Raw genomic sequence first — 13402 nt, 5'->3', positions numbered from 1 at the left:
GGGTGGATTCTGCCCGGTGCGGGTTCGGTGGTGCCGCCCGGCCGCCCGATCGGGAGGGCGCGGACCGCCCGCGTCAGCTCTTAGTCCCACGGTAACTTTCCCGTTACCGTATCGCGCGTCGAATCGGAACACTTCGAGGCAGAATGGCTCGTAGCGACAAGCCGAGTCGGAAATGTGAGGGGTCAGCACCAATGCGCCTGAAGAAGATCGTTGCCGCCACCGCGGTGTCCGCGGCCGCCACCGCCGGGATGTTGACCGCCGGACCGGTGGCTCAGGCAGCGCCGGGCGGAGACTGCCCCAAGCTCTACGTGGTGGCGATTCCCGGTACCTGGGAGACCTCGGCCGCCCCGGACCAGGTTCACCCGCACGGCATGCTGGGCGGCGTCACCGACGGTCTCGGGGATGCGGACATCCGGACCGACTACGTCACCTATGCGGCCACCGCCTTCCCCTGGGAGGGCGACGTGTACGCCGATTCGAAGCAGCAGGCCCACGACAACGCGCGCGGCATGCTCGAGGCGATGCAGCAGCGCTGCGCCGCCACCCAGTTCGGGATCATCGGGTACAGCCAGGGTGCCGACGCCGCCGGGGACCTCGCCTCGGAGATCGGTACCGGCATCAGCACCATCCGGCCGGAGAAGGTCGCCGCCGTCGGGCTGCTCTCGGATCCGCGTCGCTCCGCGACGGACGCCCTGATCGGACCCTGGGTGCCGGGTGACGGTGCCGGTGGCGCGCGGGTCGGTGGCTTCGGCTGGATCAGTGACCGCACGGTGACCTTCTGCGCGGTGGGTGACCTCTACTGCTCCACCGAAGACGACGACTTCGTGATGCGGGTGGCGGGATTCGCCGCCCAGAACTCCGACGGGGAGTCCTCGGACTCGCCGAACTCCGGGGCAGATGCCGGTGCGCTCTGGAACGACCTGCAGGGTGCTGGCGGCATCCCGGCCCTGCAGGGCCAGTTGACCGAGGAGGCCAACGCGGAGCGCGTCGGCCAGTTGGCCCGGTTCTACGGGTCCGGCGCACACCAGAACTACCAGGGGTACGCCGTCGACAATGCGGGCAATACCCCGGCAACCTGGCTGGCGAACTGGTTGCGCGAGAAGGCGTGATCGTCTGAACGGCAGTCGGCGGCGAGGGACACACCCTCGCCGCCGATTGTGTCTAGACGCGGCGCGCTCGCGCTGGGTACGGTGGCTCCGCCGCGCAGCGGCCACCACGAAGGGAATCCACATGCCTGATCTCCACGTTGTCGCCACCATCGCCGCGAAGCCCGGTTCGGAGGAGACGGTGCGATCGGCGCTGTCGGCCCTGGCCGCCGCCAGCCGCGACGAGGACGGCTGCATCTCGTACGAGCTCTTCGAGTCGGCCCAGGCCGCAGGCACCTTCGTCACCGTCGAGGTGTGGACCGGTCAGGAGGCGCTGCAGGCGCACATGAGCGCGCCGCACTTCACCGCCGCAGCCGGCGAGTTCGGCGCGCACCTCGCCGGAGCACCGCAGATCCACACGCTGACGCCGGTTGGGTAGTTTGGCAGTAGCGACGGTGACGGACTGATCGTGCCCCTCGGGGCCGGGCGCCTCGGGCAACACAGACAGGCGTAGCACTCTCGGGTTGGTGCGAAGGTGAGGTGCGGCAGGTATGCGATCGAATGGTGAATCTTCTTCGGCTGCAAGAGAACTCGTTGTCGCATTGGCTGCAGCAATGGAGGCTCAGAGCGATGAGCTTGCGGCGCGGCTGGTAGACCGGTTGACCTCCGAGATCTCGGAGGCCCGGGATCCGATGCTGACATCGATGCAGGCGGCAGTCACCGCCGACAGTCTGGATTCGATCCGGCAGATGTTGCAGCACGGGCTGGAGGCCACGCGGACCGACGCGCCGTCCACCGCCATCCAGTACTCCCGGCGTCTCGCTCAGCGTGGCGTCGCGCCCTCGGCGATGGAGCGGGCCAACCGGCTGACCGGCGAGATCTTCCTGCGGTGGTGCCTCGAACAGCTGGAACTGCTGACCGACGACGCGGCGGTGGTCTCGCAGGCCGCGGTGCTGATCATGGCCGATGCCGCCGCGTACGGCGACCGGGTGGCGCAGCAGCTGGCCGCGGTCTACGAGGACGAGCGACGGCTGTCGCTGCGCCGGACCAGTGCCGCGCAGGAGGCCTGCCTCGCCGACCTGCTGGCCGGCCGCGTGACGGACACCGAGGACGCCGAACGCACCCTCGGGTACCGGCTGGGGCAACGACATCTCGGACTGGTCGTGTGGAGTGACCGGCCCGATGTCACCGACGACGAACTGGGTTACCTGGAGCGCTCGGTGCTGGGGTTGGCCGAGCGGATCGGGTGTGTGGGTCGGCCGTTGTTCGTGCCGCGTGGGGGCAGCGCCGCGTGGGTCTGGATGCCGCTGCGCGCGGCCGTCGACATCGCCGCCCTGGCGCCGATCGTGGCGGGCTGGGACCTGCCGGTGAAGGTGGCGGTCGGTGCGGTGTCCGACGGTGTCGAGGGATTCGGCCGCACTCATCGACAGGCCCTGCAGGCACAACTGGTCGCGCAGATCTCGGAGCGGCCCGGGCCCTCGGTCACCTCGATCGCCGAGGTGGGTCCGATCGCCCTGATGTGCGCGGACCTGAACGCCACCCGCGCGTGGGTGCGTGACGTGCTCGGGCCCCTCGGTGTGGACGACCCGGCGTCCGCCCGACTGCGTGAGACCGTCCGGGTGTTCCTCGCCGCAGGCAGCAGCTTCACCGCCACCGCGGAGCAGCTGAACATGCACAAGAACTCGGTGGTGTACCGGATCCGCAAGGCCGAGGAGCAACGCGGCCGGAGGCTGCGTGAGGGTCGTCTCGACCTCGAGATCGCGTTGGCGTTGTGTCATTGGTTGGGCGCGGCGGTGCTGGCGCCGGCCGCCGAGGCGCCGGCACCGACGGGCTGACCCCAGCGACGGGCGGCGGCGTGCCCCGAGTCAGGCCCCTGGCCCGGGGCACGCCGCCGCGACGTCATGCGGACCCACGGACCACGGTCAGGGCCGGTGTCCTGGTCTTGATGAAGTAGCCGATCTCGTCGATCGCGCGCTGCGCCTCGGGGACCAGGTCGCTCGCCACCTGGAACACGTGCACCTGATGGCGCCAGACCTGCAGTTCGCACGGCACGCCGGCCTCGGCGAGCCGGTCGGCGATCAGTTCGGAGTCGGGCAACAGCAACTCGTGCGAGCCGACCTGGATCAGCACCGGGGGCAGGCCGTGCAGGTCGGCATCGATCGGACACACCCGCGGCTGGGTCCGAGTCGAACCGGACCTGGCATCGGTGCGGTTGGAGATCCGGGCGAGCTCGTCGAGTGCCTGGCGTGGGAGCATCGGATCGCGGCCGGCATTGCGGTGCGCGACCTTTCGGGTGGGATCCATGTCGGTGAGCGGCGAGAGCGCGACGATCCCGGCGGGTCCGGGCAGTCCCTGCTCGCGGAGGGCGAGCGGCACCATGAACGACAGGTAGCCGCCGGCGGAGTCGCCCGCAATCACGATCTGATCGGCGCGGTAGCCCCGGCCCAGCAGCCACCGGTACGCGTCGACGCCGTCGGCGACGGCGTCGTCGATCGAGTGGTCGGGGAGCATCCGGTAGTCGGCCATCAGCACGGGCGCCTCCGCGGCGGCGGAGATTCGCGAGGCAAGCCGCTGGTGGGTGCCGATTCCGCAGGCCAGGAATCCGCCGCCGTGCAGGTAGAGGACCACGCGGTCGTCGCTGATGCCTTCGGCCCGCACCCACTGGGCTCGGCAGTTGTCGAGCAGGACCGTGTGGCTGCGGGTGCCCTCGATCGGCGGGTGGAGTCGGGCGCTGACGGCGTCGAGAAGTCCGAACGGCCAGGGCAGGGCGGAGGCGCGGGCCCAGGTGGCGAGAACCGGTCGGACCGTCATCCGCAGCGACTGCGCAAGCAGCCGAGACTGCGGGCTGGTGCCGCGCATCTCCTGGCGGTCGACGGTCAGGGGCGCACTGTGCGTCCGAATCGACTCGACCGTCATATCGCCGGTGATGTTGAACTCCACGACTTCGCTGATGCTCACGTTGGTGTCCTCGAAACTTCGCAGGGGGCGCGCGTGCCCGTTGCTGTTCGCGCGGTACAGGGTGGGAACCGCCCCCAGCACCCATGCTGTGATGGCGGTCACTTTCCTTCCGCTGACACTATGTCCACCGTCGCGGCATGCCACCGGTCCGGCGGTACGAGAAATGAGCCGAGGTATGTACTGGACGCCCAGTAAGTTAGGCGCGCGGACCTAGGGACGGTGCCTGACCAGCAGATCTCGCACGTGCCCGGTCTCGTTCACCGACGCCGGACGGGCCCGACCGGTGCGCGAGACCAGGATGCGGGTCACCGAGGCGTAGTCGATCGGGAAGGCCAGCGGGCGGTCCAGGCCGAGCAGGTGCTGGAGGTAGACGTTGATCACGCCGCCGTGTGCGAACACCGCCACGGTGTCCTCGTGGTCGGCGGCCGCGATCACCCGGGCGATCCCGTCCAACACCCGGGTGCGGAACGTCGTCTCGTCGACGAAGTCCGGCAGGTGCCCGGCGAGAATCCGGGCGTAGGCCTCCGGCGCGACCTCCTTCGCCTCGTGGATCGGGATGTAGTCGGACCTTCCGTGGTCGTACTCGGCCAGGCCGGTGTCGGGCGTGACGGCCAGGCCGAGGGCCCGCGCCAGCGGTTCGGCGGTCTCCAGGGCCCGGCGTTGCGGGCTGCTGACGATCGCGGAGACCGGGTACGCGGTCAGCGCGGCGGGCAGCCGGGCGGCCTGGGTGTGGCCCTGCGGGGTGAGGCCGGGATCGGCGCCGGCGGGGGAGTCCGCGGTGAGTATCCGCTCGGGCAGTGCGTGGCGGATCAGCAGCAGTTGCACCGCCTCACCATTTCACGGTTGCCGCCCGCGACCGCGGTACGCGGCCCCGGGCATGGCCGCGACGAGGGCGGCCACCGCGGCGGGTCGGTCGACCATGGCCGTGTGCCGGGCGGGACGCAGGGCCGTGAACGTCGCGCCCAGGTCGTCCGCGAGCCGGCGTTGACTGCGCACCCAGCGCGCGGACCACGGCCGGCCGGGGTCGGCCGCCACCACCAGGGTCGGCGGCAGCGGCCCGAGCCCACGGATCGAGGCCAGTTCGGCGGGCAGGTCCGCGTAGGCGGCGTTCTCGACCAGCGCCGCCCGCAGGTAGGCCGGGTCGGTGAACACCCGCCGCACCAGCGACTCGGTGCCGGCCGCCGGACCGCCGCCGTAGGCCAGGCGGCGCACGCTCGGGCCGAGCAGTCGCTGCAGCCCGCTGGCCGAGGTCACCGCGGCTGCCGCGGCGGCGAGCCGGTACCGCGGCGTGGGCGCCAGCAGCGGCCGCTGTGGCCTCGCAATGCTCGCGTCCAGCAGCACCAGTCCCGCCGCCCGGCGCCGGTGTCGCCGCGCGAACGCCTCGGCGTACCAGCCGCCCATCGAGTGCCCGACCACCACCACCGCCGACTCGTCGACCCCCACCGCGTCCAGCACACCGGCGATGCGGTCCGACTCCCCGTGCACGGTCGGCGGCCGCCCGGTCGGCGCGCTGAGCCCGCACCCGGGGCGGTCGAAGCGCACCACCGTGTGGTCGACCGCGAGGGCGCGGGTCACCGCGTCCCAGTCGAACCAGTTGCCGGCGAGACCGCCGCACAGCACCACCGCCGGGCCGCTGCCGTCCACCACCACGTGCAGCGCCGAACCCTGGACCGTCAGGAACCGGCCCGCTGGTTTCACGTGGAACCGCGGCGCCGCTCCCACGCCGCGATCAGCGCCAGGTACCCGAGCCAGCCGGTGACGGCGACCAGCTGCAGGCGTTGGGCGTAGCCGAGCAGCCATACCTCGTCGCCGCGGCCGTCCATGTCGATGGCGAACAGGGTCCACGCGTTGCCGACCACGTAGGTCAGCACCACCGCGATTCCCGTCCAGCGGGTCCAGTTCGGCCAGCCGTAGCGGAACGCCGCGACGATGAACGCGAACACCGAGACCGCGGCGGCGGTGGCGGCGATGGTGCTGGTCGAGGCGTGCAGGAAGCGGGACTCGTCGAGCAGGCCCGCCTGCTCCCGCGCCGCGCACGCCGCGCTGGCGTGGGCCGCGCAGTCCAGCGGCATCCGCGAGTCCAGGATCGTGGCGACGGCGAACACCCCGAGACCGAGCCAGCCGACGGTGGTCAGCAGCCGGCGCGGACGCAGCCACAGCGCGAGCACCGCCGCGGCGGTGAGCACGATTCCGGTCAGCAGGTCGCCGGTGCGGTAGAACAGGCCCCACGGCTGGTCCAGGGCGGCCAGTTCGCTGGCGTACGCGCGGGACTGGTCGAGGTGCGAGCTCAGGACCCAGCCGAGCAGCCACGTCGAGTAGAGGATCGGGCCGAGCACCAGCAGCGCGACCAGGACCGTCCGGACCCGCCGCCGCGGGCCTGCGTCGGCCGCCGCCGGGGCGGGGGACGTCTGCTCGATCATTGACGGGGCTTGGCGAGCGGGAACGCCAGGGTCTCGCGGATGCTGCCGCCGGTGATCAGCATGACGACGCGGTCCACGCCCATGCCGAGGCCGCCAGTCGGGGGCATCGCGTGTTCGAGTGCCTGCAGGAAGTCCTCGTCCAGTTCCATGGCCTCCTCGTCGCCGCCCGCCGCCAGCATCGACTGCTCGGTGAGCCGTCGGCGCTGGTCCACCGGGTCGGTGAGCTCGCTGTAGGCGGTGCCGAGTTCGATGCCCCAGGCCACCAGGTCCCACTTCGCGGCGACGCCGGGGATCGTCGGGTGCGGCCGGGTCAGCGGCGACATCGAGGTGGGGAAGTTGGTGTAGAAGGTGGGGAACTCGGTGTGGTCCTCGACGAGGTGCTCGTACATCTCCTGCGCGACCGCGCCGGCGTCGGTGCTCGGCTGGATCGGGATCTCGTGCTCCTCGCACAGCCGCAGCAGTTCGGCGACCGGCGTCGCCGGGGTGACCGCGACGCCGAGCTTCTCGGTGACGGCGTCGTGCATGGTCTTGACGGGCCACTCGCCGGAGATGTCGATCTCGACGAGTTCGCCGTCCGCCCCGGGGCGCAGGATGACCTCGCGGCCGTGCGCGGCGACCGCGGCGGCCTGGATCAGCTCGCGGCAGAGCACCATCATCTTCTCGTAGTCGCTGTGCGCCTCGTACGCCTCGAGGATCGTGAACTCCGGGTTGTGCTTGAAGTCGACGCCCTCGTTGCGGAACACCCGACCGATCTCGAAGACCCGTTCCATGCCTGCCACGCAGAGCCGCTTGAGGTACAGCTCCGGGGCGATCCGCAGGTACAGGTCCAGGTGGTAGGCGTTGATGTGGGTGTGGAACGGCGCCGCGTTGGCCCCGCCGTGCACCTGCTGCAGGATCGGCGTCTCCACCTCCAGGTACTGCCGTTGGGACAGCGAGTCCCGCAGCGACTTCACCACCGCGCTGCGGGCGACGAGGAGGTCGCGTGCCTCCCGGTTGACGGCGATGTCGACGTAGCGCTGCCGCACCCGAGACTCCGGGTCGGACAGGCCCTTCCACTTGTCCGGCAACGGGTGCAGGCACTTGCCGTTCATCCGCCAGTCCGTGGCCAGCAGCGACAGCTCGCCCTTGCGGCTGCGGCCGACGGTCCCGCTCACCTCGATCAGGTCGCCGAGGTCGAACTCGGCGGTGAACGCGTCCAGTCGGTCGCCCACGGTGGTGCGGTCGAAGAGCACCTGGATGTCGCCGGACCAGTCCCGGACCACCGCGAAGGCGACGCCGCCGTACGAACGGATCCGGATGATCCGACCTGCCACCCGAACCTCGGTGCCCTCGGGCGCGCCGAGCGCCCCCGCGACGGTGTGGGTGGGTGGGTACGCGACCGGGTAGGCGTCGACCCCCGCCGCGGTCAGTCGGTCCAGCTTGTCCATCCGCACCCGGACCTGCTCCGGACGCCGGTGCCCGTTCTCGACGGTGCGGCCGCCGTCGACCCCGGCCGCGGTGGGCTCGTCGGGGGCGCTGCCGTCGGCGTGCAGCAGCCCGGTCGCAGTCAGGGCCGCGGGCACCGACTGGTGGGTTCCGGTGTGCTTGCTGATGTCTCGGCGGCCGAATCGGGGGAGGGTGACGAAGCCCTCCGCCACCGCGGAGGCCATGCCGACCTTCGGCAGTACCCGGTTGTCGGAGAAGCAGAGATACCGCGGCGCCCACTCCGGCTGGTACTTCACGTTGGAGCGGTACAACGCCTCGAGCTGCCACCACTTGGAGAAGAACAGCAGCACCGAACGCCACACCCGCAGCACCGGTCCGGCACCGATCCGGGCGCCCTCCTCGAACACCGACCGGAACACCGCAAAGTTCAGCGAGATCCGGGTGATCCCGAACCGGTCGGAACCGGTAGCCAGCTCGGTGACCATGAACTCCATTACGCCATTGGGGGCCTTCGGGTTTCGGCGCATCAGGTCCAGGGACACCCCGGTGGCGCCCCACGGGACCAGCGACAGCATGCCCACCACGGTCTCCTCGGCGCCGTCGACCGTGGGATCGGCCGGGGCGACGGCCTCCACCAGTAGGCAGTCGCCGTCGGCGGGATCGCCGAGCCGGCCGAGGGCCATCGAGAACCCGCGCTCGGTCTCGGTGTCGCGCCAGGCATCGGCGCGGGCGATCACCTCCGCCATCTCCTCGGGCGGGATGTCACGGTGCCGACGGATCCGGGAGGTGATGTCGTGCTTGCGGATTCGGTTGACGGCCTGCCGCACCTGCCGCATCTCGCGACCGTGCAGGTCGAACTCACGGGTCTGCAGGATCGCCTCGTCGCCGAGTTGCAGGACGATGAGCCCGGCCCGGTTGTAGGCGGTCGCGCCTGCCTCGCCGGCGCCCATCACCGCCGGCGTCCAGCCGTAGGTGGAGGCCAGGTCCAGCCAGGCGTCGACGGCGTGCGGCCAGGCCTCCTCGTCCCCGATCGGGTCGCCGCTGGCCAGGCACACCCCGAGTTCGACTCGGTAGGTGACGGCGGCCTTGCCGCTGGGCGCGAACACCACCGCCTTGTCGCGCCGGGTGGCGAAGTAGCCGAGCGAGTCGTCGCCGCCGGAGCGGGCGAGCAGACCGCGCAGCGCCGACTCGTCCTCGCCGGTGAGTGCGTTCGTCGAGCGCTGCGAGCGGAACAGCGTGATGACCGCGGCCAGCAGGGCCAGTGCGCCCAGCAGGCCGAGGATGGTGTTGACGAATCCGTGTGTGCGACCGTCGAACTGCTCGTTGTCGACCACCACGACACCGGCGACGCGGTTGAGAGCCCACAGCAACCGCTGGTTCGGCGGCAGCGTCCCGGGGAAGAGTTCGACCAGGGCCCAGCCGAGCAGGGTGCCGACGGCGAGCCCGCCGACCAGCACGCCGAGGGCCTTCCACACCGCGCCGCGTCGCACCCGGGTGTAGAACTGCGGCCGCGCGGCGACGAGCACGCCGATCACAGCGAGGTGCACCACCAGTGCCACCCCGGCGTGCACGTTGCGCTCGCCGATCAGCATCGCCAGGTTCACCAGCGCGAACAGGGCCAGGTAGACCGTCAGCAGCCACCAGGCGATCCGCTTGCGGCTGGCGAGCGCCGCCGCGAGCAGTCCCAGCACCAGGGCCCAGGAGAAGCTGGTGTCGGGCGCGTCGAAGTAGTAGTTGTCGACGTACTCGCGGGGCGTGTGGAGCAGGTAACGGAGCACCGGCGACAGGCTCCACGCGAACACCAGCGTCGCGTAGATCCCGAACACCACGCCGGCGATGTGTGGGACCGCGGACAGCCTCCCGGTCCGGGCCAGTGACAGTGGCCGGACGGGCGGCAGACTGGCGGCGACAGACGGTTCGATCGCGGTGCTCGGCGTCATGACATCCAGTGTGAAGCCTGGGACCGCGAGGTGCGGAGTGAAGCGCCCGGCCGATCTGCCGCAAAGCCGTTCCGGCTCTGTCCCGCTGACCGTCGAAGTGCTTGACTGGAGGGGTTCGTCGCGTCATCTCGAAGGGCGGTACGGCCATGTGGAGTAGGCGACACGGTGTACGGGTGCTTCTGGCCGTCGCAGCGCTGGTGTTGTTCGAGGTAGGCGGGGCGACGGGCGTGGCGACCGCGGGGCCCGGAACCCAGGCCGGCGGGTCGGTGTCGGCCGTCGCCAACGTCTCGACGCACCAGTTCACGGTCAGCATCGGCGGGCAGGTGGTCAGGGTGATGCCCGCGTCGATGGGCAAGCCCGGATACGAGACGCCGCTCGGCACCTTCCACGTCATGGAGAAGGCCCGCGAGATGGTGATGGACTCGTCGACCTACGGGGTGCCCATCGACGCGCCGGAGGGCTACCGGCTCGACGTCGAGTACGCGGTCCGACTCACCTCCGGCGGCATCTTCGTCCACGCCGCGCCCTGGTCCGTCGACTCACAGGGCTACGAGAACGTCAGCCACGGCTGCATCAACCTGAGCACCGAGGACGCCGCGTGGTTCTTCGACAACGTCGAGATCGGTGACCCCGTCGCCGTCGTGGGCTGACGCGTCCGGGGGTCGCCGGGGCGGTGGGCCGGGATCCGCGGGAGGATGGGGTCATGGCCGAAACCTTCGACGTCCCCATCCGCGACGAGTCCATCCGGCTCGGTCAGTTCCTCAAGCTGGCCAGCCTCATCGAGTCCGGGGCCGAGGCCAAGGAGGTCATCGCCGACGGAATGGTCTCGGTCAACGGCGAGGTGGAGGTCCGACGCGGCCGTCAGCTGCAGCAGGGTGACGTGGTGGCGATCGGCGAGACCAGCGCGCGGGTCGCGCACTTCTGAGACTTCGGACGCCGAACGGGCGGCCGCCTTCGGTCGGCTCTCGGCCGATGTCCCGGCAACCGCCCGTTCGGCGGTGACGCTCAGTCCTCGGCGCGGACGACGACGCCGTCGTGGTCGCTGTAGACCGTCTCTCCCGGGTTGAAGGTGACGCCGCCGAAGCTGACCGGGACGTTCATCTCGCCGGAACCGGTCTGGGTGCTCTTGCGCGGGTTGGTGCCGAGGGCCTTGATGCCGATCTCGAGGGTGCGCAGGATTGCCGAGTCGCGCACCGCGCCGTTCACGATGACGCCCGCCCAGCCGTTGGTCACGCCGCGGCCGCCGATGATGTCGCCGACCAGGGCGGTGTGGACGCTCGCGTCGCCGTCGACCACCAGGACGCCGCCGTTGCCGGGCTCGCTCAGGGTCTGCTTGACCAACAGGTTGTCCTGGAAGCACTTGATGGTGGTGATGCGTCCGGAAAATGTTGCGTGCCCACCGAACTGGATGAACTGGGTGTCACAGCTGCGGATCTCGGGGCCGATCTCGTCGGCCAGGTCGGCGGTCGCCACGGGCTCGCTCATGTGTGTTGTCCCCTTCGTCGGTGTGCCCGTACACCCTAGTTCGCGCGGTCAGCCCTCGCCACGGCCGTGACGACGCTCGTAGTCGTCCCGGGTGGCCTCGACGCGGCGCTGCGCCTTGGCGTCGAGCAGCTCGGGGTCGAGCCCGTGGGCGAGCAGGCGGTGCCGCCGGTAGATGTTCATCAGCGCGATCGCGAAGTACAGCACCGGGAACAGCAGCAGCGCCATCATCGCCAGCGGGATCCAGCGCTCACCCGGGATGAGGAGGTAGAACGCCGCGAACAGCGGGATCAGCGGGATGGTGAAGCGCAGCACGTACCGCGTCATCGCCCCGCGACCGACGAGGTCGTTTCGCACCCAGTCCTGCATGGACTCGGGCAGGACGCCGCCGACCAGGTACCGGAGGTACTGGCCGAGGTTGGGTTTGCGCTGGTCGGGCATCTTCCCAGGGTAGAACCCGGCCTCCGGTCCGGGTCCGCCGACCCGGACGCGATGTCCACCGGTCCGGGACGACGGCCGTGGCCGGAGGAGGTCCTCGTCGGTGCCCGTTGCGTGAGGTTCAGGTGCGTCGCGAATCCGGCCTCCGCCGCTGACGTGTCCGCCGGCGTTGACGGGCGTTGCCGAGACTCAGGGCGGCCCGCAGCAGGCCGGGTGCACGTTTCGCGGTGCGGAGCACGGCGCGGTCGATCATGCTCAGGCGCGGCAGTTTTCGCGGCAGCACGGTCGGCGCGGGCTCCGAGTCGGACAGCGCGTACAGCGGCCAGCGGCCCGGGACGCCCTTCAGTGCGGGTTCGCCGCGCTCGACGAAGGAGAGCCCGGAGCCGACCGCCAGGTCGCGCACGGCCCGCGAGACCAGCACCTCGCCGGGGCCCGCGACGCCGCCGATCCGGGCGCCGATGTGCACGGTCAGGCCGGTCAGGTCCGGCCCGATCCCCTCGACCTCGCCTGCGTGCACACCCGCGCGCACGCCGAGGCCCAGTTCCGCGGCCTGGCGGCACACCGTGCGCGCACACCGGACCGCGGCGGCCGGACCCTCGAACACGCTCAGGGTGCCGTCGCCCGCCACGCTGACCAGCCGTCCACCCGCCCGCTCGACCGCGTCACGGACCTGCCGCTCGTGCGCGGCGCGGAGGTCGCGGTACGGGCCGTCGCCGATTCTGGCCAGCATCTCGGTCGAACCCACCACGTCGGTGAACAGCACCGAGGCGAGGTACCTGTTGGCGTTGACCGGCCGCGTCGCACCGGTGGCGACCTGTTCGATGTGGTCCAGGATCGGCACCCAGGCCTCGCCGAGGGAGGAACCCGGCGACATCGGGGGGAGCAGGTGCAGGGTCGCGTGCGGAATCGCCTCTGCGACGTGACGACTGACCGCCGGGGGCATCGAACTCGCCGTCGGGTGGAGAACGCGGGTCGTGCACTGGATGGACGGCAGGGCATCGGATCCGTCGAGTCGGAACAACCACTCCAGGTACGCGCGCGCGGTCGCCGGGGTCGCTGAGCAGCGCTCGAGCAGCGCCATGATCCGCCGGTTGAACGGTGAATTCTCGCTCGAATCCCACGCGGACAGGACCTGGCCGGAGCCCCAGTTCGCGTAGGCCGCGCGCCATTCCCGGACGTAGCGGTCCCGGGACGCCGCGTCCCAGCCGCGCGGCATCCCTCCGCCCTCACGGAGCACGCCCTCGATGAACGGTTGCAGCAGCACCAGGCCGGTCACCCGCTCGGGGGCACGTGCGGCCAGCACTGCGACGGCGCCGCAGGTGCCGCCGACCCCGACCAGGGTGGCGCGCTGCATGCCGGTCGTGTCCATCACCGCGAGGACCTCGTCGGCCTGCTGAGCCAGGGTCGGGATCTGGTCGATGGGGTCGGACAGACCCAATCCGAGGCGCTGGAAGTAGGCGATCCGGCCGAAGGCCGCGGCCCGCTCGAACAGGTAGTGAATGTGCGGATCGGTCCACATCAGGTCCGGGTGGAGACCGATCTCGAGGAACACGACCACGTCGGCGCCGCCCTCGCCCACCACCTGGTAGGCCAGCGAGCGACCCTCACACTGGACGTATCGGGTACCCGGTGGGTCCATTTCGTCAGCCTTGTC

Annotated in this window: 12 protein-coding genes and 1 pseudogene; 5 read left to right on the top strand and 8 right to left on the bottom strand. The window is 71.0% G+C overall.

The window, feature by feature from the left end:
• The first annotated feature begins 191 nt into the window (after positions 1 to 191).
• From ACFO6S_RS21075 to ACFO6S_RS21065, 3 genes are all read left to right on the top strand, one after another.
• The gene (locus ACFO6S_RS21075; protein WP_378419920.1) at positions 192 to 1109 is read left to right on the top strand and encodes a cutinase family protein; all 918 of its coding nucleotides are present in this window, start codon (positions 192 to 194) and stop codon (positions 1107 to 1109) included.
• A gap of 121 nt (positions 1110 to 1230) precedes the next feature.
• Positions 1231 to 1524: a putative quinol monooxygenase gene (locus ACFO6S_RS21070; protein WP_378419919.1), complete on the top strand. Its 294-nt coding sequence runs from the start codon at positions 1231 to 1233 to the stop codon at positions 1522 to 1524.
• Positions 1525 to 1699: 175 nt separating this feature from the next.
• Complete coding sequence (locus tag ACFO6S_RS21065) at positions 1700 to 2920, top strand: PucR family transcriptional regulator (RefSeq protein WP_378419918.1); 1221 nt, start codon at positions 1700 to 1702, stop codon at positions 2918 to 2920.
• A 64-nt stretch (positions 2921 to 2984) separates the two neighbouring features.
• Here the strand turns inward: ACFO6S_RS21065 and ACFO6S_RS21060 are convergent, their stop codons facing one another.
• The 5 genes from ACFO6S_RS21060 to lysX form a co-directional block, all read right to left on the bottom strand.
• The gene (locus ACFO6S_RS21060) at positions 2985 to 4043 is read right to left on the bottom strand and encodes an alpha/beta hydrolase (protein ID WP_378419917.1); all 1059 of its coding nucleotides are present in this window, start codon (positions 4041 to 4043) and stop codon (positions 2985 to 2987) included.
• A gap of 210 nt (positions 4044 to 4253) precedes the next feature.
• Positions 4254 to 4868 (bottom strand): histidine phosphatase family protein, encoded by a 615-nt coding sequence (locus ACFO6S_RS21055; RefSeq protein WP_378419916.1) that lies wholly within the window; start codon positions 4866 to 4868, stop codon positions 4254 to 4256.
• A gap of 12 nt (positions 4869 to 4880) precedes the next feature.
• Entirely contained in the window at positions 4881 to 5741 is an 861-nt protein-coding gene (locus ACFO6S_RS21050) for an alpha/beta fold hydrolase (protein ID WP_378419915.1), read from the bottom strand.
• Positions 5738 to 6463 (bottom strand): DUF998 domain-containing protein, encoded by a 726-nt coding sequence (locus tag ACFO6S_RS21045; RefSeq protein ID WP_378419914.1) that lies wholly within the window; start codon positions 6461 to 6463, stop codon positions 5738 to 5740. The genes ACFO6S_RS21050 and ACFO6S_RS21045 overlap by 4 nt, the downstream gene beginning before the upstream one ends.
• On the bottom strand, positions 6460 to 9828 hold the full coding sequence (lysX, locus tag ACFO6S_RS21040; protein WP_378419913.1) for a bifunctional lysylphosphatidylglycerol synthetase/lysine--tRNA ligase LysX: 3369 nt from the start codon (positions 9826 to 9828) through the stop codon (positions 6460 to 6462). The genes ACFO6S_RS21045 and lysX overlap by 4 nt, the downstream gene beginning before the upstream one ends.
• A 266-nt stretch (positions 9829 to 10094) precedes the next feature.
• Here lysX and ACFO6S_RS21035 point away from each other — a divergent pair.
• A pseudogene (locus ACFO6S_RS21035) lies at positions 10095 to 10478 on the top strand (L,D-transpeptidase); the annotation flags it as partial.
• A 53-nt stretch (positions 10479 to 10531) separates the two neighbouring features.
• On the top strand, positions 10532 to 10753 hold the full coding sequence (locus ACFO6S_RS21030) for an RNA-binding S4 domain-containing protein (protein WP_378419912.1): 222 nt from the start codon (positions 10532 to 10534) through the stop codon (positions 10751 to 10753).
• A gap of 80 nt (positions 10754 to 10833) precedes the next feature.
• On the opposite strand, the gene rraA is transcribed toward ACFO6S_RS21030, so the two are convergent.
• From rraA to ACFO6S_RS21015, 3 genes are all read right to left on the bottom strand, one after another.
• On the bottom strand, positions 10834 to 11313 hold the full coding sequence (gene rraA / locus ACFO6S_RS21025; RefSeq protein ID WP_378419911.1) for a ribonuclease E activity regulator RraA: 480 nt from the start codon (positions 11311 to 11313) through the stop codon (positions 10834 to 10836).
• 48 nt (positions 11314 to 11361) lie between these two features.
• Positions 11362 to 11751, bottom strand: a complete 390-nt coding sequence (locus tag ACFO6S_RS21020) for a DUF5313 family protein (protein ID WP_378419910.1) — start codon at positions 11749 to 11751, stop codon at positions 11362 to 11364.
• Positions 11752 to 11869: 118 nt separating this feature from the next.
• The gene (locus tag ACFO6S_RS21015; protein WP_378419909.1) at positions 11870 to 13387 is read right to left on the bottom strand and encodes an adenylate/guanylate cyclase domain-containing protein; all 1518 of its coding nucleotides are present in this window, start codon (positions 13385 to 13387) and stop codon (positions 11870 to 11872) included.
• Between the last annotated feature and the right edge of the window lie 15 nt (positions 13388 to 13402).

Origin of the sequence: Rhodococcus kronopolitis, assembly GCF_042654025.1 — a bacterium.
Classification (GTDB): Bacteria; Actinomycetota; Actinomycetes; order Mycobacteriales; family Mycobacteriaceae; genus Rhodococcus_G; species Rhodococcus_G kronopolitis.
This window is presented reverse-complemented; position numbering and strand designations above follow the sequence as displayed.

Bases quoted from the DNA above. Each gene is read 5' to 3' on its own strand.
- rraA (WP_378419911.1), bottom strand. From the start codon at position 11,313: ATGAGCGAGCCCGTGGCGACCGCCGACCTGGCCGACGAGATCGGCCCC.
- ACFO6S_RS21070 (WP_378419919.1), top strand. From the start codon at position 1,231: ATGCCTGATCTCCACGTTGTCGCCACCATCGCCGCGAAGCCCGGTTCG.
- ACFO6S_RS21030 (WP_378419912.1), top strand. From the start codon at position 10,532: ATGGCCGAAACCTTCGACGTCCCCATCCGCGACGAGTCCATCCGGCTC.
- lysX (WP_378419913.1), bottom strand. From the start codon at position 9,828: ATGACGCCGAGCACCGCGATCGAACCGTCTGTCGCCGCCAGTCTGCCG.
- ACFO6S_RS21075 (WP_378419920.1), top strand. From the start codon at position 192: ATGCGCCTGAAGAAGATCGTTGCCGCCACCGCGGTGTCCGCGGCCGCC.
- ACFO6S_RS21065 (WP_378419918.1), top strand. From the start codon at position 1,700: ATGGAGGCTCAGAGCGATGAGCTTGCGGCGCGGCTGGTAGACCGGTTG.
- ACFO6S_RS21045 (WP_378419914.1), bottom strand. From the start codon at position 6,463: ATGATCGAGCAGACGTCCCCCGCCCCGGCGGCGGCCGACGCAGGCCCG.
- ACFO6S_RS21020 (WP_378419910.1), bottom strand. From the start codon at position 11,751: ATGCCCGACCAGCGCAAACCCAACCTCGGCCAGTACCTCCGGTACCTG.
- ACFO6S_RS21015 (WP_378419909.1), bottom strand. From the start codon at position 13,387: ATGGACCCACCGGGTACCCGATACGTCCAGTGTGAGGGTCGCTCGCTG.